The sequence below is a fragment of the Nocardioides sp. genome, from assembly GCF_035503875.1.
Lineage (GTDB): Bacteria > Actinomycetota > Actinomycetes > Propionibacteriales > Nocardioidaceae > Nocardioides.
On sequence record NZ_DATJTA010000080.1, the window covers coordinates 54,984 to 75,029 of the forward strand.

24 protein-coding genes and 1 tRNA gene are annotated in these 20,046 nt (G+C 73.2%); 8 read left to right on the plus strand and 17 right to left on the minus strand.

Features of this window, described 5'->3' with window-relative positions:
* Positions 1-61: 61 nt before the first annotated feature.
* Complete coding sequence (locus tag VMF51_RS19015; RefSeq protein WP_325476035.1) at positions 62-433, plus strand: YchJ family protein; 372 nt, start codon at positions 62-64, stop codon at positions 431-433.
* A gap of 7 nt (positions 434-440) precedes the next feature.
* On the opposite strand, the gene VMF51_RS19020 is transcribed toward VMF51_RS19015, so the two are convergent.
* A complete protein-coding gene (locus VMF51_RS19020; RefSeq protein WP_325476036.1) occupies positions 441-1,634 on the minus strand; it encodes a lipid-transfer protein in 1,194 nt (397 codons plus the stop codon).
* Positions 1,631-2,083: a Zn-ribbon domain-containing OB-fold protein gene (locus VMF51_RS19025; RefSeq protein WP_325476037.1), complete on the minus strand. Its 453-nt coding sequence runs from the start codon at positions 2,081-2,083 to the stop codon at positions 1,631-1,633. The genes VMF51_RS19020 and VMF51_RS19025 overlap by 4 nt, the downstream gene beginning before the upstream one ends.
* Positions 2,084-2,326: 243 nt before the next feature.
* Between VMF51_RS19025 and VMF51_RS19030 the strand changes: the two genes are divergently transcribed.
* Positions 2,327-2,641 (plus strand): GIY-YIG nuclease family protein, encoded by a 315-nt coding sequence (locus tag VMF51_RS19030; RefSeq protein WP_325476038.1) that lies wholly within the window; start codon positions 2,327-2,329, stop codon positions 2,639-2,641.
* Positions 2,642-2,898: 257 nt separating this feature from the next.
* Here VMF51_RS19030 and VMF51_RS19035 read toward each other — a convergent pair whose 3' ends face one another.
* The gene (locus VMF51_RS19035; RefSeq protein WP_325476039.1) at positions 2,899-4,290 is read right to left on the minus strand and encodes a cystathionine beta-synthase; all 1,392 of its coding nucleotides are present in this window, start codon (positions 4,288-4,290) and stop codon (positions 2,899-2,901) included.
* Positions 4,291-4,371: 81 nt separating this feature from the next.
* On the opposite strand from VMF51_RS19035, the gene VMF51_RS19040 reads away from it, so the two are divergent.
* The 5 genes from VMF51_RS19040 (at position 4,372) to VMF51_RS19060 (ending at position 9,505) form a co-directional block, all read left to right on the plus strand.
* On the plus strand, positions 4,372-5,445 hold the full coding sequence (locus tag VMF51_RS19040) for an SGNH/GDSL hydrolase family protein (RefSeq protein WP_325476040.1): 1,074 nt from the start codon (positions 4,372-4,374) through the stop codon (positions 5,443-5,445).
* A gap of 100 nt (positions 5,446-5,545) precedes the next feature.
* A complete protein-coding gene (locus VMF51_RS19045) occupies positions 5,546-6,289 on the plus strand; it encodes an ABC transporter ATP-binding protein (RefSeq protein ID WP_325476041.1) in 744 nt (247 codons plus the stop codon).
* On the plus strand, positions 6,289-7,623 hold the full coding sequence (locus VMF51_RS19050) for an FtsX-like permease family protein (RefSeq protein WP_325476058.1): 1,335 nt from the start codon (positions 6,289-6,291) through the stop codon (positions 7,621-7,623). Before VMF51_RS19045 ends, VMF51_RS19050 begins: the two co-directional genes overlap by 1 nt.
* A gap of 14 nt (positions 7,624-7,637) precedes the next feature.
* Positions 7,638-8,864: a sensor histidine kinase gene (locus VMF51_RS19055; RefSeq protein ID WP_325476042.1), complete on the plus strand. Its 1,227-nt coding sequence runs from the start codon at positions 7,638-7,640 to the stop codon at positions 8,862-8,864.
* The gene (locus tag VMF51_RS19060; protein ID WP_325476059.1) at positions 8,861-9,505 is read left to right on the plus strand and encodes a response regulator transcription factor; all 645 of its coding nucleotides are present in this window, start codon (positions 8,861-8,863) and stop codon (positions 9,503-9,505) included. The genes VMF51_RS19055 and VMF51_RS19060 overlap by 4 nt, the downstream gene beginning before the upstream one ends.
* 57 nt (positions 9,506-9,562) lie before the next feature.
* On the opposite strand, the gene VMF51_RS19065 is transcribed toward VMF51_RS19060, so the two are convergent.
* Positions 9,563-10,423, minus strand: coding sequence for a Bax inhibitor-1/YccA family protein (locus VMF51_RS19065; RefSeq protein ID WP_325476043.1), 861 nt, complete (start codon positions 10,421-10,423; stop codon positions 9,563-9,565).
* Between the two features lie 149 nt (positions 10,424-10,572).
* Positions 10,573-11,199, minus strand: coding sequence for a class I SAM-dependent methyltransferase (locus VMF51_RS19070; protein ID WP_325476044.1), 627 nt, complete (start codon positions 11,197-11,199; stop codon positions 10,573-10,575).
* A gap of 171 nt (positions 11,200-11,370) precedes the next feature.
* Here VMF51_RS19070 and VMF51_RS19075 point away from each other — a divergent pair, with 171 nt between their 5' ends.
* Positions 11,371-12,966 (plus strand): N-6 DNA methylase, encoded by a 1,596-nt coding sequence (locus tag VMF51_RS19075; RefSeq protein WP_325476045.1) that lies wholly within the window; start codon positions 11,371-11,373, stop codon positions 12,964-12,966.
* On the opposite strand, the gene VMF51_RS19080 is transcribed toward VMF51_RS19075, so the two are convergent.
* The 12 genes from VMF51_RS19080 to eno all read right to left on the minus strand — a co-directional run.
* On the minus strand, positions 12,959-13,699 hold the full coding sequence (locus VMF51_RS19080) for a hypothetical protein (protein ID WP_325476046.1): 741 nt from the start codon (positions 13,697-13,699) through the stop codon (positions 12,959-12,961). The two genes, VMF51_RS19075 and VMF51_RS19080, sit on opposite strands and share 8 nt — an antisense overlap.
* Before the next feature lies 1 nt (position 13,700).
* Positions 13,701-13,774: transfer RNA gene (locus VMF51_RS19085), tRNA-Leu, on the minus strand.
* Between the two features lie 58 nt (positions 13,775-13,832).
* The gene (def, locus tag VMF51_RS19090; protein ID WP_325476047.1) at positions 13,833-14,414 is read right to left on the minus strand and encodes a peptide deformylase; all 582 of its coding nucleotides are present in this window, start codon (positions 14,412-14,414) and stop codon (positions 13,833-13,835) included.
* Positions 14,411-14,932, minus strand: coding sequence for a glycine cleavage system protein R (locus VMF51_RS19095; protein WP_325476048.1), 522 nt, complete (start codon positions 14,930-14,932; stop codon positions 14,411-14,413). The genes def and VMF51_RS19095 overlap by 4 nt, the downstream gene beginning before the upstream one ends.
* On the minus strand, positions 14,929-15,768 hold the full coding sequence (locus VMF51_RS19100) for a uracil-DNA glycosylase (RefSeq protein ID WP_325476060.1): 840 nt from the start codon (positions 15,766-15,768) through the stop codon (positions 14,929-14,931). The genes VMF51_RS19095 and VMF51_RS19100 overlap by 4 nt, the downstream gene beginning before the upstream one ends.
* Positions 15,765-16,031: a hypothetical protein gene (locus tag VMF51_RS19105; RefSeq protein WP_325476049.1), complete on the minus strand. Its 267-nt coding sequence runs from the start codon at positions 16,029-16,031 to the stop codon at positions 15,765-15,767. Before VMF51_RS19105 ends, VMF51_RS19100 begins: the two co-directional genes overlap by 4 nt.
* 25 nt (positions 16,032-16,056) lie before the next feature.
* On the minus strand, positions 16,057-16,332 hold the full coding sequence (locus tag VMF51_RS19110) for a DUF3618 domain-containing protein (protein ID WP_325476050.1): 276 nt from the start codon (positions 16,330-16,332) through the stop codon (positions 16,057-16,059).
* The gene (locus VMF51_RS19115; RefSeq protein WP_325476051.1) at positions 16,329-16,736 is read right to left on the minus strand and encodes a phage holin family protein; all 408 of its coding nucleotides are present in this window, start codon (positions 16,734-16,736) and stop codon (positions 16,329-16,331) included. The genes VMF51_RS19110 and VMF51_RS19115 overlap by 4 nt, the downstream gene beginning before the upstream one ends.
* A gap of 43 nt (positions 16,737-16,779) precedes the next feature.
* On the minus strand, positions 16,780-17,709 hold the full coding sequence (locus VMF51_RS19120) for a Ppx/GppA phosphatase family protein (protein ID WP_325476052.1): 930 nt from the start codon (positions 17,707-17,709) through the stop codon (positions 16,780-16,782).
* On the minus strand, positions 17,694-18,194 hold the full coding sequence (locus VMF51_RS19125; protein WP_325476053.1) for a DUF501 domain-containing protein: 501 nt from the start codon (positions 18,192-18,194) through the stop codon (positions 17,694-17,696). The genes VMF51_RS19120 and VMF51_RS19125 overlap by 16 nt, the downstream gene beginning before the upstream one ends.
* Positions 18,191-18,778, minus strand: coding sequence for a septum formation initiator family protein (locus VMF51_RS19130; RefSeq protein ID WP_325476054.1), 588 nt, complete (start codon positions 18,776-18,778; stop codon positions 18,191-18,193). Before VMF51_RS19130 ends, VMF51_RS19125 begins: the two co-directional genes overlap by 4 nt.
* A gap of 20 nt (positions 18,779-18,798) precedes the next feature.
* Positions 18,799-20,046 (minus strand): phosphopyruvate hydratase (gene eno / locus VMF51_RS19135; protein WP_325476055.1); only part of this gene is annotated, 1,248 nt, incomplete at its 5' end.

The window sequence follows — 20,046 nt, forward strand, 5'->3', positions numbered from 1 at the left end:
CCGGCACGGGCCGTCGGCCCAGCAGGACGGGACCAAGGTCTCGACCGGTACCGTCGCCGCCATGCAGCTCCAGCGCCCCTGCCCCTGCGGATCCGGGACGGCGTACGACGCCTGCTGCGGGCGCCTGCACCGCGGCGCAGCCCAGGCGGAGACCGCCGAGGAGCTGATGCGCTCGCGGTACGCGGCGTACGCCGTCGGCGACCTCGACCACGTCTTCCGGACCTGGCACCCCCGGACCCGGCCCGCCGAACTCGAGCCGGACCCGACCCTGACCTGGACCGGCCTGCGCATCCTGGGCGCGAGCGAGGATCGGGTGGAGTTCGTCGCGTCGTACGAGCGCGGCGGGGTGCCCGGCGAGCGGCACGAGCACTCCCGCTTCGAGCGCCGCGGCGGCCGGTGGGTCTACGTCGACGAGATCGACGACGCCACCTGACCCGCGCTCACACGCTGAGGATCACCGACGACCCGTGGCCGAAAAGACCCTGGTTGGCGGTGATCCCGACCTTGGCGCCCTCGACCTGACGGCCCGTGGCCTGGCCGCGGAGCTGCCAGGTGAGCTCGCACACCTGGGCCAGCGCCTGCGCCGGGACGGCCTCGCCGAAGCAGGCCAGCCCGCCCGAGGGGTTGACCGGGATCCGGCCGCCGAGGGTGGTGTCCCCCGCCCGGAGCAGCTGCTCCGCCTCGCCGCGCTTGCACAGCCCGAGGTCCTCGATCCAGTCCAGCTCCAGCGCCGTGGACAGGTCGTACACCTCGGCGACGTCGACGTCCTCGGGACCGATGCCGGCCTCCTCGTAGGCGGCGTACGCGATCGACTCCTTGAAGGTCCGCTCCGGCTCGCCCGTGGCGGCGCTGGAGTCCGTGGACAGGTTGGGCATGTCCATGACGGTGTTCGGGAAGGTCGGCGTCACCGTCGAGACCGCCGCCACGCGCACCGGGTCGGCCAGGCCGTGCCGGGCCGCGTAGTCCGCGCTGGTCAGGACGACCGCGGCGGCGCCGTCGGACGTGGCGCAGATGTCGAGCAGGTGCAGCGGGTCGCTCACGACCGCGCTCGACATGACGTCCTCGACGCTGACCGCCTTGCGGTAGCGGGCGTAGGGGTTCTCCAGGCCGTGGCGGGCGTTCTTGACCTTGACCTGCGCGAAGTCCTCCTGCGTGGCGCCGTACAGGTCCATCCGGCGGCGCGCATAGAGCGCGAAGTACGCCGGGTTCGTCATGCCGAGCAGCCGGAAGCGCAGCCAGTCCGGGTCGTCCCAGCGCTCGCCGGCGTTCGGCGCGAGGAACCCCTTCGGCGTGGTGTCCGCGCCGACGACGAGGGCCACCTCGCACAGGCCGGCCATGATCCGGGCGCGGGCCGTGTCGAGCGCCTGGGCGCCGGTCGCGCAGGCGGCGTACGACGTCGCGACCCGGGCGCCGTTCCAGCCGAGCGCCTGGGCGAAGGTCGCGCCGGCGACGTACCCGCCGTAGCCGTTGCGGACCGTCTCCCCGCCGACCACCAGGTCGACATCGCTCCAGGCGACACCGGCGTCGGCGAGCGCCGCGCGCGCGGCGTGCACGCCGTACGTCACGAAGCTCTTGCCCCACTTGCCCCACGGGTGCATGCCCACCCCGAGGACGGCTACCGAGTTCGTGCTCACTGGTCGGCCTCCTGACCGAGCTCGATAACAGGTTTCCAGCGCCAGATGCTCCGGTCGCCGCTGTCGTCGGCGTACAACGTCTCGACCACGAGCTCGACCTCCGCACCGACCTTCAGGTCGTCCACGCCGTAGCCGTCCGCGACCTGTCCCAGCACGGTCAGCCCCTCGGCCAGCTCGACCGCCGCGAGCGCGAACGGCTCGAACGGGTCGGTGACCGGGACGTACGGCGGGGGCGGCTGGTAGCGGGCGTCGGTGTACGACCACACCCGGCCGCGCCGCGACAGCTCGGTCTCCGCGAACTCCTCACCGTCACAGGCCGGGTTGCGGCAGAACGCCCCCGCGGTCAGCGGCGGGAAGTACACCGTCGTGCACGTCGTGCACCGCGACCCCAGCAACGCCGGCTCCGCCCCCGTCGTGAACCACCCCTCGACCGCGGGTGTCGCCGTCATCCGTCGCCTCCTGGAACTAGAACAGGTTCTGAAAGAATAGACATCCTCCCCTGTTCTGGACCCCGGGATGGCGATCAGTCCCGTTCAACGAACCCTGCGCCGGGATCCTCCACGCTGGTTGAGGTGCGAAGCCGCGCTAGCGGGTGAGCCTCGAAACCCCGTACGCCGACAAGCAGCCGCCACTGTCCACAGCCGATGCTTCTCGTGATTGCCGCCTGCTCGGCAACCAGGCGAACCTCGGTCATGCCCTTCACCTACCTCCTCCGCTGTGCCGACGACACCTTCTACGCCGGGAGCACCTGGGACCTGGACGCGCGGTTGTGGCAGCACAACCACAGCCCGGACCAGGGCGCGGCGTACACGCGTCGGCGCCGCCCGGTCGAGCTCGTGTGGAGCGTGTGGTTCGACTCCATCGAGCAGGCCTACGCCTACGAGAAACGCATCCAGGGCTGGAGCCGACGCAAGCGCGAGGCGCTGATCCGAGGCGAGTACGACGCGCTCCCCGATCTCTCGCGACGGGCGGCGGTCCAGCGGCGGTCGCGCGAGGAGGGCGGCTGATCTCCCGGTCGAGGCCGACGATCGGCTCACCGGGTTTCGAGGCTCCTCGCTAGCGCTCGTCACACCTCAACCAGCGTCACTCGACGCTGGTTGAGGTGCGAAGCCGCGCTAGCGGGTGAGCCTCGAAACCCCGTACGCCGACAGACGGCGCCGATCGAGGCTGCCCCTCTACTCACCCGGTTTCGAGGCTCCTCGCTAGCGCTCGTCACACCTCAACCAGCGTCACCCCGTACGCCGGCAGTCGGCCTCGACCAGTGTCAGGGGCCGACGAGGAAGCCGAGGAGGTCCTGGCGGGTGAGGACGCCGACGGGCTTGCCGTCCTCGTGGACGAGGACGGCGTCGGCGGTCTCGAGGAGGGCGACGGCGGCGGAGGCGTCCTCGCCGGAGCCGATGGTGGGCAGCGGGGGCGACATGTGGTCGGAGACCGGGTCGGCGAGCTTGGCGGAGCCGGCGTACAGCGAGTCGAGGAGGGCGCGGTCGGAGACCGACCCGACGACCTCGGCGGCGACGACGGGCGGCTCGGCGCGGACGACGGGCATCTGCGAGACGCCGTACTCCTGCAGGATCGCGACCGCCTCGGCGATGGTCTCGCCGGGGTGGGTGTGCACGAGGTCGGGCAGCCGGCCGTCCTTGCCGCGCAGCACCTCGCCGACGGTGCGGACGGCGGGCGCGTGGCCGCTCGGGAAGCCGTACTGGGCCAGCCAGCCGTCGTTGAAGATCTTGCCGAGGTAGCCGCGCCCGGAGTCGGGCAGCAGCACCACGATCACCGCGTCGGTGCGGCCCTCGGCGGCGAGCTCCTCGGCGAGCTGCTTCGCGGCGTACGCCGCCATGCCCGACGACCCGCCGACCAGCAGCGCCTCCTCGCGGGCCAGCCGCCTCGTGTAGGCGAACGAGTCGGCGTCGGAGACCTCGATGATCCGGTCGGCGATGTCGCGGTCGTAGGCCTCGGGCCAGAAGTCCTCGCCCACGCCCTCGACGAGGTACGGCCGGCCGCTGCCGCCGCTGTAGACCGAGCCGCTCGGGTCGGCGCCGACCACCTGGATCTCGGGGTTCTGCTCCTTGAGGTAGCGGCCGATGCCGCTGATCGTCCCGCCGGTGCCGACGCCGGCCACGAAGTGCGTGATCCTGCCGTTGGTCTGCTTCCAGATCTCCGGTCCCGTGGTCTCGTAGTGCGAACGCGGGTTGTGCGGGTTGGAGTACTGGTCGGGCTTCCAGGCGCCGGGCTGCGAGGCGAGCCGGTCGCTGACGTTGTAGTAGGAGTCGGGGTGCTCCGGCTCGACCGCGGTCGGGCAGACGACCACCTCCGCACCGTACGCCTTCAGCACGTTGCGCTTGTCCTCGCTGACCTTGTCGGGGCAGACGAAGACGCACTGGTAGCCCTTCTGCTGGGCCACCATCGCCAGCCCGACGCCGGTGTTGCCCGACGTCGGCTCGACGATCGTGCCGCCCGGCTGCAGCGCGCCGGAGGCCTCGGCGGCCTCGATCATGCGCGTCGCGATGCGGTCCTTCACCGAGCCGCCGGGGTTGAGGTACTCGATCTTCGCCAGCACCATCGGGCCCTCGGTGCCCGCGAGCGCGTCGAGCGACCGCGAGAGCCGGAGCAGCGGGGTGTTGCCGATCAGGTCTAGGAGCGAGTTGGCGTACTGCACCCCCTCAACATAGGGCGCAGGTGGGGGTGCACCGAAACCCCACGCTCAGGACCCCTCTTCACCCGTCCGTAGACTCACGGCGTGGGTAAGGCGGGAGCGGCACGCAAGCTCGCCTCCGCCGCGGCGTACGGCGGAGGCGGTCTCTCCGTGCTCGGAGGCGCCCTGTACGGCGTCCTGACCGCCGAGGCGAGGCTGGCCCGGCGCACCATCGGCACGATCCGCAAGGACTCGGTGCCCGACCCCACCGGCTGGTACGGCCGCGGCCGCCCCGGCCCCGCGATCAAGCTCGTGGTGCTGGGCGACTCGAGCGCCGCCGGGTACGGCGTCGAGCGCGTCGAGCAGACCCCGGGCGCGATGCTCGCCACCGGGATCGCCGAGCACGCCGACCGCCGGGTCTACCTGCGCGACTTCGCCGTCGTGGGCGCCAAGTCCTCCGACCTCGCCGAGCAGGTCGACCGCGCCCTGCCGATCGAGCCGGACATCGCGATCATCCTGATCGGCGGCAACGACGTCACCCACACCGTCGCCCCCTCCGCCTCCGTGCGCTACCTGCAGGAGGCCGTACGCCGCCTGCGCGCGACCGGCGTCGAGGTGGTCGTCGGCACCTGCCCCGACCTCGGCACGATCAAGCCGATCGCCCCGCCGCTGAAGCAGGTCGCCCGCGCCTGGTCCCGCCGGCTCGCGGCCGGGCAGACCATCGGCGTCATCGAGGAGGGCGGCCGGACCGTCTCCATCGGCTCGATCCTCGGCCCGGAGTTCGCGGCGGCGCCGGCGATCCTCTTCGGCCCCGACCAGTTCCACCCGTCCGCGCAGGGCTACCGCGCCGCGGCGGGCATCCTGCTCCCGTCCGCGCTGGCCGCTCTCGGGGTGATCCCCGACGACGAGGAGCACCTGGAGAGCCTGCGCGGCGAGGCGATCATGCCGATCAGCGCGGCCGCCGTACGCGCCGTCAACACCCCCGGTACCGAGCTCGACGGCACCGAGGTCGGCGGCAACCGCCTCGGCGTCCGCGGGCTGTGGGTGGAGCTGCGACACCGCCGCCGCCGGCCGCAGACCGAGGGCGAGTCGCCGGAGGACACCGACCAGCACGGGGACGAGCACGGGGACGAGCACGGCGAGGGGCAGCCGGACGAGCTGCAGCCCGCCGAGGGGTAGGCCTAGGCCCACCCCCACCGGCGGTCCAGCACCATCGAGACCGCGGCCGCGCGCTCCTAGCGTCGGGATCACCGATTCGATCCCACCCCAGGAGCACCGGATGAACCAGCACCCGCCCGCCCTCGAGGTCCACGACCTCGTGCACACCTACGGCGAGGGAGCCGCCGCCGTACACGCCCTCGGCGGCGTCGACCTCACCTTCGAGCGCGGCACCTTCACCGCGGTGATGGGTCCCTCCGGTTCCGGCAAGTCGACGCTGCTCACCTGCGCCGCCGGCCTGGAGCGCCCGACCGGCGGCCGGGTCGTCGTCGCCGGCCGCGACATCACCGCCTGGGCCGAGGACGACCGCACGCGCTTCCGTCGCGACCAGATCGGCTTCGTCTTCCAGGGCTTCCACCTGATGCCGTACCTCACCGCCGAGCAGAACGTCGGCCTCCCCCAGCGCCTCGCCGGCGGCCGGCCGGACCGGGCGCGGGTCGCCGAGCTGCTGGAGCGGGTCGGCCTCGGGGATCGCGCCGACCACCTGCCGAGCGCCCTCTCCGGCGGCCAGCAGCAGCGGGTCGCCATCGCCCGCGCGCTGCTCACCGACCCCGCCGTCGTCCTCGCCGACGAGCCGACGGGCGCCCTCGACTCGCGCACCGCCGCCGAGGTGCTCGCCCTGCTCCGCTCCTGCGTGCGGGACCTGCGGCAGACCGTCGTGATGGTCACCCACGACCCGGTGGCGGCGTCGTACGCCGACCGCGTGGTCTTCCTCGTCGACGGCCGGGTGGCGGGCCACATGGACGCTCCGACCGCCGACGCCGTCGCCGGCCAGCTGGCCCACCTCGACGAGCTGGTGGCGTGATGACCGGCCTCGCGCTGCGCTCGCTGCGCCACCGGGCGACGGCCTCGGCCGCGACGTTCGTGACGGTGCTGCTCGGCACCGCCCTGATGGGGTCGTTCGCGACCCTGCTGGAGACCTCCGGCGGCGCCGGGATCTCCGACGCCGACGCCGAGGCGCTCGGCACCATGGCCCTCGTCGTGGGCGGGTGGGGCACGCTGATCGTGCTGTTCTCGGTGGCCTCGACGCTCGGGATCACCGTGCGCCAGCGGGTCGCCGAGATCGGCCTGCTGCGCACCATCGGCGCCACTCCGCGCCAGGCCCGCCGCCTGCTGGCCCGCGAGGTCCTGGCGGTCTCGACCATCGCCGCCGTCCTCGGTGCCCTGCTGGCCGCGCTCGGCGGCCGGGCGCTGCTCGCGCTGCTCACGGGCTCGCTGGTCGCCGACGACGTCGCGTACGGCGGCGGCCCGCTGTCCCTCGGTGTGACCGCCGTCGTCGTGGTCGCGACCAGCCTGCTGGCCGCAGCCGTCGCGGGCCGGCGCGCCACCCGCGCCCCGGCCGCGGTCGTCATCCGGGACAGCACGGCCGAGACCGGGCGGATGCGGTGGTACCGGGTGCTCGCCGCCGTCGTCCTCATCGCCTACGCGATCGGCATGGGCGTCGTCACCGTCACGGTCAGCGCGGACTCCGAGGACCCGATGTCCGCGATGGCGACCTCCGGCTCCGCCTCCATCCTGGTGGCCGTGGGCCTCGCGCTCCTGGCTCCGCTGCTGCTGCGCTGGCTCGCGCGACCGGCGGCACTGCTGCGCGGTCCGAGCGGCCAGCTCGCGGCGACGACGACCTCCCGCCGGTCGCACCTGCTGGCCGGCGTACTCGCCCCCGTGATCGTGCTGACCGCGACCCTGACCGGCGTGCTGATGCTGGTCGGCACCGATGGACGGACCATCGACGACTTCGGCTACGTGAACCCCGAGGCCGACACGATCTTCCTGCTCAACAACGTCGTGGTCGGGATGATCGCGCTGTTCGCGGCGATCATGGTGGTGAACGCCTTCGCGGCGGTGGTCAGCCACCGGCGGGCGGAGCTGCACCGGCTCTGGCTGCTGGGCGCGACCCCGCGCCAGGTCGAGCGCTCGATCCTCGTCGAGGCCGCGATCGTGGCCGCCGTCGGCGTGGTCCTCGGGACGGTCGCCTCGCTCGCCACGGTGCTGCCCTTCGGCATCGCCCGCGACGAGGGCCTGGTCCCCGACGGCCAGCTCTGGCTGCCGCCGCTCGTCGTGCTCGGCGTCGTCGCCCTGACCCTGGCGGCGGCACGCGGGGCGGCCGCCCGGGCGCTGCCGACCGCGGTCGCGCGATGACAGAATCCGCCTCGATGGCCATCCCCGCGATCACCAGCATCCGGCCGCGGCCGGTCGACGAGCGCGGCCTCGTCGACCGGCTGCGGCTGACCGCGGTGGCCGCGGCGACCTTCCTGCTCGGGGTGCCCGCCCTGGTCCTCGGCATCCTCACCCTGCTCTCGGTGGCCCTCGGCCCGCTGGGCGTCGGGTTCGTGCTCGCGCACGCCGTCGTCCCCGCCACCGAGGCGCTGGCCCGCCTGCACCGCCGGATCAGCGGGGCGTTGCTCGGCGAGGACGTCGAGGCGGCGTACGCCGACACCGCGGGCCGCGGGTTCCTCGGCCGACCCACCGTGTGGCTGCGCGACGGGAACCGGTGGCGCGACTTCGGCTTCCTCGCCTTCTCCGGCACCGGCGGCTTCGTGATCTCCGGGCTGCCCGCCCTGCTGCTGGTCACGCCGTTCGTCCACCTCGTCGGCCTGATCATCGACGGCAGCTGGTTCTGGCTGCTGACCTTCGCGATCAGCTCGGTCTGCCCGCTGGTCTGGTGGGTCGTCACCCCGCCGCTGGTCCGGGCGCGCGCGTACGCCGAGCGCAGCCTGCTCGGCCACTCCCGGGTCGCCGACCTGGAGCGGCGCGTCGAGCAGGTCGAGGAGACCCGGGCCGAGACGCTCGACCACTCCGCGGCGGAGGTACGCCGGATCGAGCGCGACCTGCACGACGGCGCCCAGGCGCGGATCGCAGCCGTCGGGATGAACGTCGGGCTCGCCGAGAAACTGCTCGCCACCGACCCCGCCGCGGCCGCCGAGCTCCTGCGCGAGGCGCGCGAGACCACGGTCTCCGCGCTGGAGGACCTGCGCTCGGTCGTCCGCGGCATCCACCCGCCCGTGCTGGCCGACCGCGGGCTCGCCGGCGCGATCGAGGCGCTCGCCCTACCCCTTCCGATCCCGGTCACGCTCCGGCTCCAGCTGCCGGCGGGGCTCCCGGCGCCGGTCGAGTCGGCGGCGTACTTCGCGGTGGCCGAGTGCCTCGCGAACACGGTGAAGCACTCCGGCGCCGGGCGCGCGTGGATCACCGGCGAGCACCGCGACGGCATGCTGCGCCTCGTCGTCGGCGACGACGGACGAGGAGGAGCGTCGCTCGCCGGCTCCGGTCTCGCGGGGGTGGCGCGGCGGCTCGCGGCCTTCGACGGCACGATGACGGTGCTCAGCCCCGACGGGGGTCCGACGGTCGTGACGATGGAGGTGCCGTGCCCGACGAGCTGAGAGCGGTGCTGGCCGAGGACCAGGCGCTGCTGCGGGTCGGGCTCACGCGGATCCTGGAGACCTGCGGCATCCGGGTCGTCGAGGCGGTCGACAACGCGCCCGCCCTCACCCGCGCCCTGGGCCGCGACGACCTCGACGTCGCGGTGGTGGACGTGCGGATGCCTCCGTCGTACACGAACGAGGGGGTGCTGGCCGCGATCGCGGCGCGCGCCGCGCGGCCGGGCCTGCCCGTCCTGGTGCTGAGCCAGTACGTCGAGCCGCTCTACGCCCGCGACCTGCTGGCCAGCGGCGAGGGGGCTGTGGGCTACCTGCTGAAGGACCGGGTCGCCGACGTCGACGGGTTCGTCGCCGCCGTACGCCAGGTCGCCGGCGGCGGGACGGTCCTGGACCCCGAGGTGGTCGCCGCGCTGGTCAGCGGCGCCTCCCCCAACCGCCCGCTCGACCGGCTCACCTCACGGGAGCGGGAGGTCCTGACGCTGATGGCCGAGGGCCGCTCCAACGCCGCCGTCGCAGCCCGGCTGTTCCTGTCCGAGAAGGCCGTCGGCAAGCACACCACCAGCATCTTCACCAAGCTCGACCTGCCGCCCGACACCGACGACAACCGCCGGGTGCTCGCCGTGCTGGCGTGGTTGCAGGGCTGACACGACGAGAGGCCCCGGGCGGATCGCCCGGGGCCTCTCGTGTGAAGCGGTGCTGCGTCAGTCCTGGCTGAAGAACGCCAGGATGCGGAGCAGGTTGGTGTAGATCCAGACCAGGCTCACGGTCATCGCGAACGCGGCGCGCCACGACTCCCGCTCGGGGATGCCGTTGGCGACGCCCTGCTCGACGAAGTCGAAGTCCATGATCAGCATGAACACACCGAGCACCAGGCCGGCGACCGCGGTCACCATGCCGAGGCCGCTGACGCCGAAGAGGCCGATCTCAGCGCCGAACATGCTGAGGATCAGCTCCATGACGGAGAGGCCGACCATGCCGAGCACGGCCGCGACCACGAAGGCGCGGAACTTCGCGCCCACCTGGATGTTGAAGAACTTGTACGCCGCGAGCGTGCCACCGAAGGCGGCGAAGGTGCCGATGACGGCACCCTGCACGACGCCCTCGCCGTACGCCATGTTGAACAGCTTGCTCAGACCGCCGAGCGCCACGCCCTCGAGGACGGCGAACGCCATCACGAGCGCGGGGCTGATGACCCGCTTGAACGAGTTGACCATCGACAGCACGAAGGCGCCGAGGCTGCCGATCGCCACCGCGGTGATGAGCGGCCCGATGTCGGCGGCGGCGGTGTCGGCGTTCACCTCGGGGCTCAGGACCCAGGTCGCCAGCGCGGCGAGGATCACGAGACCGAGCGAGATGCCGGTCTTCTGGACGACCGAGTCGATCGTCATCGGCGCGCCGGGGCGCGCGTGGGTCTCGGGGGTGGAGCCGGGCTCGCCGGTGCCCCAGGTGGACGGGTCCGAGCTGTAGCCCTGGTAGCCCCCGGTGGACTGGTTCGCGTAGGCGTTCGCGCCGGAGCGGTTGAACTCCTCCGACCGGCGGAACACCGGGTTATTGGACTGCATGTGGTCTCCTCCTTGGAGGCCTGGTGCCCGTCGCTCTGACGGGTCGCCGAACGGGGTCAGCCTAGTGACCTCACTGTGCCTAACGCACGGTGTGGGCTGCGCGTTCCCGCTCCCGGGTGTCGATGTGCGCCACTTTGCTCCGGGTCTCCTCAGGCGCGCCGGACCGCCCGCACCACCGTGTCGGTCACGGTCGCCGTCCGGCCGTCGCGGGTCTCCTCGCGGGTCGGCGCGTCGGCGACCTGGACGTCCCACTCGGCGGGGTCGAGCAGCGCCGTCACCTTCTCCGGGCCGAACAGCAGGTGGGCCAGCCGCTCGTTGCGCATCCCGGTCCCGACGTCCGCCGGGTGGTGGGCCACGACGAGGAGGGTCCCCCCGGGGAGCACGGCGGCCGCGGTGGCGGCGTACGCCGTGGCGAACTGGGGATCGGGCAGGTGCAGGAAGTGCACGGAGACCAGGTCGGCGCTGGGGAGCGGGTCGCCGGCGAGCAGGTCCACCCGCTGCCAGGAGCAGTACGCCGCCACCCCGTTGCTCTCGGCGTGCTCGGCGGCCCGGTCGAGGGCGACCTGGGAGACGTCCACCCCGGTCGCCCGCCAGCCGTGCCGGGCCAGCCAGACGACGTCGGCGCCCTCGCCGCAGCCCACGTCCAGGGCGGTGCCCGGCTTCATGCCCTCGACCTGGTCGACCAGGCGGCGGTTGGGGTTGCCCGACCAGATGCGGTCGGAGCCGGCGTACCTCTCGTCCCAGAACTGCTGGGTGAACATCTGTTCCTCGCTCATGGGGACCAGCCTGCCGCTTCAGGTCGACCTGAACGCAAGCCCCCGCGGCCGCCACGACTGTCGGTGGCCGCTGGCAGGGTCTGTCCCACTCGGCCCGTCGCCCCGGACGACGGGCGCCGGTGACTCATGATGGGATGCAGCACGGTGGCGGTGACGGCGATGGAGGTGAGCGTGTCGGAGGCCCTGTCGACAGGCATGCTCCTCGACGAGCGGAAGGCGTACGGCGCCTTCTACACCCCCACCGACGCCGCGCACTACCTCGCCTCCTGGACGATGCGGCGTGAGGGCGAGGTGCTGCTGGAGCCGAGCATCGGCGACGGGTCCTTCCTCGCCGCCGCGCGCGAGGTGGCCGCGGCCCGCGGGTGGGGTCGGCCCTCGTTCGTCGCCTCCGAGCTGAACCCGCGCACCGCCGCGGAGCTGTCCGGCCGCGGACTCGTCGACGCCGAGGAGCTGGCCGTCGGCGACTTCCTCACCACCCCGGTCCGGCCGGTCGACGCCGCCATCGGCAACCCGCCGTACGTCCGGCTCCGGGCGTTGCCCGACGACCAGGCGCGGGCCGCCGTCGACGCCAGCCGGGTCGACCTCGGCGAGCCGATGGCCACCAGCGGCAGCGTGTGGATGCCGTTCGTGTCGCGGACGGCGCGGTTCCTGCGGCCCGGCGGCCGGCTCGCGCTGGTGCTGCCGTGGGACTTCACCTACGTGCGCTACGCCCGGCCGCTCTGGCGCCACCTGGGCGAGACGTTCTCCTCGCTCCGCGTGGTCCGCGTGCGCGAGCGGCTCTTTCCCGACATCAGCCAGGACGTCCTGCTGCTGCTCGCCCACGGGAAGGGCGGACGCACCGACCACGTCGCGTTCGAGGCGCACGCCACGGTCGCCGACCTGGTCGCCGAGCGACCTGAGATCACGGCCTCGGTGCCGATAGCGCGCGTCGTCGCGGGCGACCGCGCCTTCCAGGAGGCGCTGCTGCCACCGGGCGTGCTCGACGTGCTGGAGGAGACCCGGCCGCTGACCGTGCCCGCCCGCGAGCTCGCGACCTTCAACATCGGCTACGTCTCCGGCGACAAGGACTACTTCCACCCCGGGGCCGGTGCGGGGCTGCCGGACTCCAGCCTCCGCCCCGCGCTGACGAACGCCCGTCGGCTGCGCGGCGGCGGGCTCTACACCTCCGGCCTCGCCTCCGACGCGCAGTCGCGGCTGTGGCTGCCCGGCGAGGAGCTGACGCCGGCCGAGGAGCGCTACGAGCGTCGCGGCCGGCGGCTCGGCGTGCACCGGCGCTACAAGTGCCGGGTCCGCTCCCCGTGGTACTCCGTGCCCGGCGTGAAGGTCCCCGACCTGGTGCTCTCCGTCTTCTCCCAGCGGCCGATCCTGATGGTCAACGACGGCGGTCACGTCGCGTCCAACAGCCTGCTGTGCGGCTACCTGCGCGCCGACGGCCCGCCGGACGCCGACGCCGCATCCTTCGCCGCCGGCTGGTACACCTCGCTCACCCTGCTGCACGCCGAGCTCGAGGTGCACTCGCTCGGCGGCGGGGTGTTCGTGCTGGTCCCGACCGAGGCCGGGAACGTCCGGGTGCCGCTGCCGGGCACGGTCCCGACCTCCGTGCTGCCCGCCGCCGCGGAGGCGCTCGCGCGCGGTGACCTCGACGGCGCCTACCGCGCCGGCGACGAGGCGCTGGCCGCGCGGGTCGGCACCGACGGCGTCCGCCTGGTCCGCGAGGGGATCGCCACGCTCGAGGCGTGGCGCACCGCGCGTCCCCCGGTCAGCTGACCGTGGGCTCGAAGACGTCGAGCCAGATGTTGCGCTCGGTGAAGGTGGCGATCAGCCGCTCGACGAACGTCTCGATGCGCAGGTCCGCCTTCTCCAGCGGCACCCCGCTCTGCACGACGTCGTCACGGATCCCCGGCAGCGGGACCTGGTCGAAGTCGACGACCAGGTAGGCGAACTGGTCGTAGATCCCGCGCAGGTCCTTGTAGCCCTTGCCGTCCCTGCCGGTGACCGCGGCGTACATCCGGGCGTAGCGGGGGTGGTCCGGCCGCTCGTCGCGCGCCACCCGCTCGCCCCGGACGGTGCCCCACTTCTTGCTGAGCAGCGGGTGCAGGTAGACGTAGCCGTAGACCGCCATCGGGAACCGGTCCTGCAGGCTGATGCACTCGCCGATGATGCCCTGGTAGTACTCCAGGACGTTGTTGCCGATGGACGTCATCTGGCTGCGGACGCCGACGCTGAGCAGGATCCCGTTGTCGGGGTGCACGACGGCCACGTCGACGTCCTTGGGCTTGTGCGAGCCGAAGACCCGCACCTCCTCCTTGACCTCGATCCCCTGCCGGCGGGCGTCGTCGGTGAGCCGGTCGCGCAGCCCGTCGGCGACGTACCGGTGCAGCATCTTGATGAAGCCCTGGCTGCGTACGGCGGCGACCGGGTCGGCGTCGTACCGCAGCTTCATGTCGGACAGCACGTCCTCGAGGCTCGGCTTGCTGAACGGCAGCTGCGCATCGGTCATGTGCCCCCGGTGGGACTCGAACCCACACCACGCCGCTTTTAAGGCGGCTTCCTCTACCGATTGGGATACGGGGGCCGGGACGTCATACGCATCGGGCCTCCGGGCCACCAGGTCGTATGACGTCCGGGTGAGGCTACAAGTAGGTCTTGCGGGGGTGGATGGCGTGCGCGCCGGCGGCGCGGTCGAGGAAGAGCAGGCCGGAGCAGTGGTCGATCTCGTGCTGGAGGGCGCGGGCCTCGAAGGCGTCCGTGCTGATGACGACCTCCTGCCCCGTGCCGGGGAGCTGGCCGCGGACGACGACGCGCGTCGCGCGCTTCACGTCGCCGGTGAAGTCGGGGACGCTCATGCAGCCCTCCCGGGCCTTCTCGTTGCGGCTCGCCTCGACGACCTCGGCGTTGCACAGCACGAACGTGCCGTGCTGGGTGCGGGTCTTGGGGTGCGCGGACACGTCGACGCAGAAGACGCGCGCCGAGACGCCGACCTGCGGGGCGGCCAGGCCGACGCAGCCGGGGCTGACCCGCATCGTCGCCACCAGGTCCGCGGCCAGCTGCACCGTCGCGGGGGCGGACGGGTCGACGACCTCGCCGAGGGTGGACAGGACCGGTCGGGGCGCGCGGACCACCTCGAGGACCCGGCCCTCGACGCGGAGGCTCGCCTCCGTCCAGCCGGAGACCAGCTCGTCGTCCGGGGAGTCAGAGCCGTCAGGGCCGCTCACAGCTCGTCGGCCTCCACCGGGCGCAGCGTCGCGCCCACGCCCAGCGCGGTGGCCGCGGCCTGGATCGCGGCGTCGACGCCCTCGACGTCGGTGTCGGCCGGCAGGTCGATCTCCGCGACCAGCAGGTACAGCTCTCCCGCCAGCCGGGTCGTCAGGTCGGTGATGTTGCCGCCGACGGCGGCGACCTCGCCGACCACCGCGGAGACGATGCCGGGGCGGTCGCCGCCGTGCACGGTGAGCACCCACGAGGTGCCCTCGGTCGTGGGCGCCTGCTCCGGTGCGATCTCCCGGACCGTGACCGTCAGGGAGCCGTCGGCGGTCAGCGGCGTGAGCGCGCGGCGTACCTCCTCGGCGGGTACGTCGCCCGCGCAGACCAGCGTCATCGCGAAGTGACCCCGCAGCCGGGTCATCGTCGAGTCCTCGAGGTTGAGCCCGAGGTCGGCGAGCACTCCGGTGGTCTCGGCGATGATGCCGGGCCGGTCGTGCCCGAGGACGGTGATGGCGTGCTGGGTGGTCACGGCGCCATTGTGGCAGCGGCGGCCGCCCGCGCGAGCACGTCGTCCAGCATCGTCTCGGTGAGCCGGCCGGTGAAGGTGTTCTGCTGGCTGGGGTGGAAGCAGCCGAGGAGCAGCACGTCGCGCTCCGGCCCTCCGATCATCGCCTCCGCCCCGTGCCCGAAGCGCGGCTTGGGGCGCGGCACCTCCCAGCCGAGCGACCGGAAGGTGCGCAGCGTCGCGTCCCACCCGATCGACCCGAGCGCGACGGCCACCCGGACGGACCCGGCGAGCAGTCCGACCTCCGCCTCGATCCACGGGGCGCAGGTCTCCCGCTCGGCGGTCGTGGGCTTGTTCTGCGGCGGAGCGCAACGCACGGTCGCGACCATCCGGGTGCCGACCAGCTCCAGGCCGTCGGCCGCGTGCTCGCTGGTCCCCTGCGTCGCCAGCCCGACCCGGTGCAGACTCGCGAACAGCCAGTCGCCCGACCGGTCGCCGGTGAAGATCCGCCCGGTGCGGTTGCCGCCGTTCGCCGCGGGCGCGAGCCCGATGACGAGGATCCGCGGGGCGCGATCTCCCCACCCGGGGATGGGCCGGCCCCAGTACGGCTCACCGGCGTACGACGCCCGCTTGGCCACCGCGACGTCCTCGCGCCACCGGACCAGCCGGGGACAGGCCCGGCACAGGCTCACCCGCGCGTCGATCTCGTCGAGGCCGACGTCGCGGGCGAGGCGTCGTACGGCGGCCGCGGTGCCGGCCACGGGGGTGTCCGGACGCGCCGGATCGCCGGGCCATCCCGTGGCGGGTGGCACCGGCGATCCGAAGAGCTCCCCGGTCGCGGGGTGCGGCAGCAGGCTCAGGGCGCGGGCTGGATCGAGGCGTCGCGGCGTACCTTGTCGCTGGCCGTGGACGCGACGTCCCCGACCTTGTCCTTGACGACGCCGGCAGCGGCCGCCGCCTGGGTGACCGCGGTGTCCTGCGCCTTGTGGGCGACGTCCTGGACCTTCGGGTTGCCGGCGACCTTCTGGGCCTGGACCTTGATCTGCTCGTAGCGCTCGCGGCCGGCCCGGGCGCCGAGGACGTAGCCGGCAGCGGCGGCGGCCAGCAGGGTCAGCTTGCTCATGTCGTGCTCCTTCTGGTGGTGGGGGTCAGTGCGTACGACGCCGGTAGACCAGCGCGCCGACCAGCAGCAGCGCGCCGACGGCCGCGCCGATCACCGCGGGGGTCGGCCGGCCGGAGTCGTCGGTCGCGCGGTCCCGCAGCTCGGCGACCTTCGCCTGGGCGCGGGCCTTCACGTCGAGGCGGGCCTGGAGCTCGTCGACGGTGTCGGCGAGCGCCTCGCGCTGGCGGGCGATGTCGGCCTCGATCTCGGCCGGGGTCTGGCCGGATGTCTGGCTGGGGGTCTGGCCGTTGGACTCGCTCATGCCTGGTGCCCGCCCTTCACCGTCGCGACGTCCTCCTTCAGCCCGGCCACCGCGCGCTCGGGAGTCGCGGGCGTGGCCTGCTGGACCTCCTTCTTGCCGAACATGGCGATGCCGCCGGCGAGCAGGAAGATCACCGCGGCCACGATCAGCGCCGCGGCCCAGACCGGGAGGGCCAGGGCGAGGGCCGCGATGGCGGCGGTGAACACCGCGCCGAGGCCGTAGAGGGACAGCACACCGGCGGCGCCGAACGCGCCGAGGCCGACGCCGGCGGCCTTGCCCTTCTGGGTCAGCTCGGCCTGGGCGAGGCGCACCTCGCTGCGCACGAGCTCCGGCACCTGCTCGGTCAGCCGGTGGACGACCGCGCCGAGCGGCTCGTCCGAGGGGTTCCTCACGGGATCGGTCATGGCGAACCGGTGACCCGTGCCGTGGGGGTGCAAACTCACCCGGTCAGGGGGTGATCGACCAGGCGATCCCGTCGAGGATGTCGGACTCGGACACCACCAGCTCGGCGACGCTCGCGCGCAGCAGCACCCGGGACAGGATCAGCGCCCCGGCGTCGATGACGTCGGCGCGCCCGGGGTGCATCCACGGCAGCTCGAGCCGCTCGGCGACCGTCATCCCGACCAGTCGGCCCACCAGCGCGTGCACGTCGTCGAACGGGAGCCGCACCTGGTCGATGGCATCCCGGTCGTACGCGGGCAGGTCGAGTACGCCGGCGGCCACCGTGGTGATCGTGCCCGCGACGCCGACGACGGACGCGGCGGCCGCGATGTCGACCGGCGCGGACTCCAGCGCCTCGTCGATGTCGCGGACGCAGGCCTGCACGTCCTTCATCGAGGCGGGGTCGGAGCGGACGTGCCGCTCGTGCAGCCGCACCGAGCCGATGTCGAGCGAGCAGGCGACCTGCGGCGAGGCGTCGCCGAGGATCAGCTCGGTCGAGCCGCCGCCGATGTCGACGACCAGCACCGGCTGCCGGGGCGGGACGCGGAGGTCACGGACGGCGCCGGCGAACGCGAGCCCGGCCTCCTCGACGCCGCTGAGCACCTCCGGCTCGACGCCGAGCCGCTCGCGCACCCCCGCCGCGAACACCGCGGCGTTGGTCGCGTCGCGGGTGGCCGAGGTCGCGCAGAAGCGGATGTTCTCGACCGGCACGCCCTGCTCTCGGATCAGCCCGGCGTACTCGTCGAGGGCGGCGAAGGCCCGCTCGAGCGCCTCGTCGGCGAGCCGGCCGGTGGCGTCGACGCCCTGGCCCAGCCGGACCATCCGGTTCTCGCGGACGACGTCGGGGCCGGTGAAGGGCTGGGTGCCGACGAGCAGCTTGACGGTGTTGGTGCCGCAGTCGATCGCGGCGACGGGCCCGGCTACCGGTCCACGCACGGGCCGGCCTCCCACCACGGACCGAGGAGCTCCAGCACCTCGTCGCCGAGCGGGTTGGCCCCCGGCCCCTGGGCCAGGGACTGACCGGCGAGGACGTGCAGGCACTTCACGCGGTCGGGCATCCCGCCGGCCGAGATGCCCTCGATCTCGGGGACGTCGAGCCCGGCCTCGGCGCCGATGGCGGCGCGCGCGGCGAGATAGCGCTCGTGCGCGGCGCGGTAGGCCTCCGCGAGGTCGGGGTCCTCGGCGAGGCGGTCCTGCATCGCCTTCATCGTCCCGGTGCCCTCGAGGGTCCCGATCCGGGACGCCGCCCGCGGGCAGGTGAGGTAGTAGGTCGTCGGGAACGGCGTGCCGTTGGGCAGCCGCGGCTCCGTGGTCACCACGTCGGGGTTGCCGCACGGGCAGCGGTGCCCGATCTCGTGGATGCCCCGAGGCTCCCGGCCCAGCTGGGCCGCGACCGCTTGCTGGTCGCTGGGTGAGATCACTGGTCTTGCTCCTCCGAACCGTCGATCTCCGTGAGTGGCACCGGGTCCCCCGGCTTCGGCGGGTGACCCGCCAGCTCCACCGATCCCCACGCGCCGGTCCACCAGGCCTCCGGCTCCTCCGGGTCGACCTGGTCGGGGTCGCTCAGCGTCGAGCCGGGCTCGATGGGCTCGCCGTCGGCGTCGAGGGTGACGTACGCCGTCTCCCCCGGCATCACGAACCCGAGCCGCTTGCGCGCCTGCTGGACGACGTACGCCGGGTCCTCCCAGCGCCGCTTCTCCAGCGCCAGCTGGTCGATGCGCTCCTGGCGCTCGGCGATCTCGGCCTGCAGCTGCTGCATCTCCGAGCGCTGCTGCAGGAAGGCCCGCATCGACGAGGCGTACGACACGACCAGCACGGCCAGCACCAGGATCAGGATCGCGAGCCGGCCCGTGGGCCGGGCACGGGTGCGCTCGGCGCCCGCGACCGGCCGGGACGCCCCGGCACGGGGCGGCTGACGGACCGTCCGCCCGGCACCCGGGGTGCGCCCGGGGCCGGTGCGGCCGCGGGGGCGGGCCCCGCGAGCCGGGCGGCGGTCGTCGGCCATCTTCTCGACTGCTCCCGCGCTCAGCCCTGGTAGCGCGGGAACGCGCCGGCGCCGGCGTACCGCGCCGCGTCGCCGAGCTCGTCCTCGATGCGCAGGAGCTGGTTGTACTTCGCGACCCGCTCGGACCGGGCCGGGGCGCCGGTCTTGATCTGACCGCAGTTCGTCGCGACGGCGAGGTCGGCGATCGTGGTGTCCTCGGTCTCGCCGGAGCGGTGGCTCATCATGCAGCGGAAGCCGGCGCGGTGCGCCAGATCCACCGCATCCAACGTCTCGGACAGGGTGCCGATCTGGTTCACCTTCACCAACAGCGCATTGGCCGAGTGCTCGGCAATCCCCCGCGAGAGCCGCTGCGGGTTCGTGACGAACAGATCGTCGCCAACCAGCTGCACCCGATCTCCCAACTCGGCGGTCAACTTCTGCCAGCCACTCCAGTCGTCCTCCGCGAGTGGATCCTCGATCGACACGATGGGGTACGACGCGAGCAGGTCGTCGTAGTAGGCCGTCATCTGCTCCGCGGTCTTCGCGCTTCCTTCGAAGGCGTACCCGCCGTCGGCGAAGAACTCGGTGGCGGCCGCATCGAGCGCCAATGCGACGTCGCGACCGACCGTGTAACCGGCCTTGTCGATCGCGGTGACGATCAAGTCGAGCGCCTCGCGGTTGTTCGGCAGGTCCGGCGCGAAACCGCCTTCGTCGCCCAGACCGGTGGCCAGGCCGCGTCCCTTGAGGACCGCTTTGAGGGAGTGATACACCTCGACACCGCAGCGCAGTGCTTCCCGGTACGTCGTGGCGCCCAGCGGCGCGATCATGAACTCTTGGATGTCCACGTTGGTGTCGGCGTGTGCGCCACCGTTGAGGATGTTCATCATCGGCACCGGCAGCAGGTGGGCGTGCGAGCCGCCGACGTACCGGAACAACGGCAGGTCGCTGCTTTCCGCTGCCGCCCGAGCGACTGCCAGCGAGGCGCCGAGGATCGCGTTGGCACCGAACCGGCTCTTGTCGGGAGTGCCGTCGAGATCGACGAGCACCTGGTCGATCAGTCGTTGCTCGGTGGCGTCCAGGCCGACGATCTCCGGCGCGATGTCGGTCTCGACAGCGCTGACCGCTTGTTGCACTCCCTTGCCGGCATAACGGTCGCCGCCATCACGCTTCTCGACCGCCTCGAAGGCGCCGGTGGATGCGCCGCTCGGCACCGCTGCGCGTCCCACCGTGCCGTCATCGAGCAGCACCTCGACCTCGATGGTGGGGTTGCCGCGAGAGTCGAGAATCTC

What these genes read in the sequence shown, in the direction of transcription:
- VMF51_RS19015 (WP_325476035.1), top strand. Translation starts at nt 62, where the DNA reads ATGCAGCTCCAGCGCCCCTGCCCCTGCGGATCCGGGACGGCGTACGAC.
- VMF51_RS19025 (WP_325476037.1), bottom strand. Translation starts at nt 2,083, where the DNA reads ATGACGGCGACACCCGCGGTCGAGGGGTGGTTCACGACGGGGGCGGAG.
- VMF51_RS19030 (WP_325476038.1), top strand. Translation starts at nt 2,327, where the DNA reads ATGCCCTTCACCTACCTCCTCCGCTGTGCCGACGACACCTTCTACGCC.
- VMF51_RS19045 (WP_325476041.1), top strand. Translation starts at nt 5,546, where the DNA reads ATGAACCAGCACCCGCCCGCCCTCGAGGTCCACGACCTCGTGCACACC.
- VMF51_RS19050 (WP_325476058.1), top strand. Translation starts at nt 6,289, where the DNA reads ATGACCGGCCTCGCGCTGCGCTCGCTGCGCCACCGGGCGACGGCCTCG.
- VMF51_RS19055 (WP_325476042.1), top strand. Translation starts at nt 7,638, where the DNA reads ATGGCCATCCCCGCGATCACCAGCATCCGGCCGCGGCCGGTCGACGAG.
- VMF51_RS19065 (WP_325476043.1), bottom strand. Translation starts at nt 10,423, where the DNA reads ATGCAGTCCAATAACCCGGTGTTCCGCCGGTCGGAGGAGTTCAACCGC.
- VMF51_RS19070 (WP_325476044.1), bottom strand. Translation starts at nt 11,199, where the DNA reads ATGAGCGAGGAACAGATGTTCACCCAGCAGTTCTGGGACGAGAGGTAC.
- VMF51_RS19080 (WP_325476046.1), bottom strand. Translation starts at nt 13,699, where the DNA reads ATGACCGATGCGCAGCTGCCGTTCAGCAAGCCGAGCCTCGAGGACGTG.
- VMF51_RS19105 (WP_325476049.1), bottom strand. Translation starts at nt 16,031, where the DNA reads ATGAGCAAGCTGACCCTGCTGGCCGCCGCCGCTGCCGGCTACGTCCTC.
- VMF51_RS19110 (WP_325476050.1), bottom strand. Translation starts at nt 16,332, where the DNA reads ATGAGCGAGTCCAACGGCCAGACCCCCAGCCAGACATCCGGCCAGACC.
- VMF51_RS19115 (WP_325476051.1), bottom strand. Translation starts at nt 16,736, where the DNA reads ATGACCGATCCCGTGAGGAACCCCTCGGACGAGCCGCTCGGCGCGGTC.
- VMF51_RS19130 (WP_325476054.1), bottom strand. Translation starts at nt 18,778, where the DNA reads ATGGCCGACGACCGCCGCCCGGCTCGCGGGGCCCGCCCCCGCGGCCGC.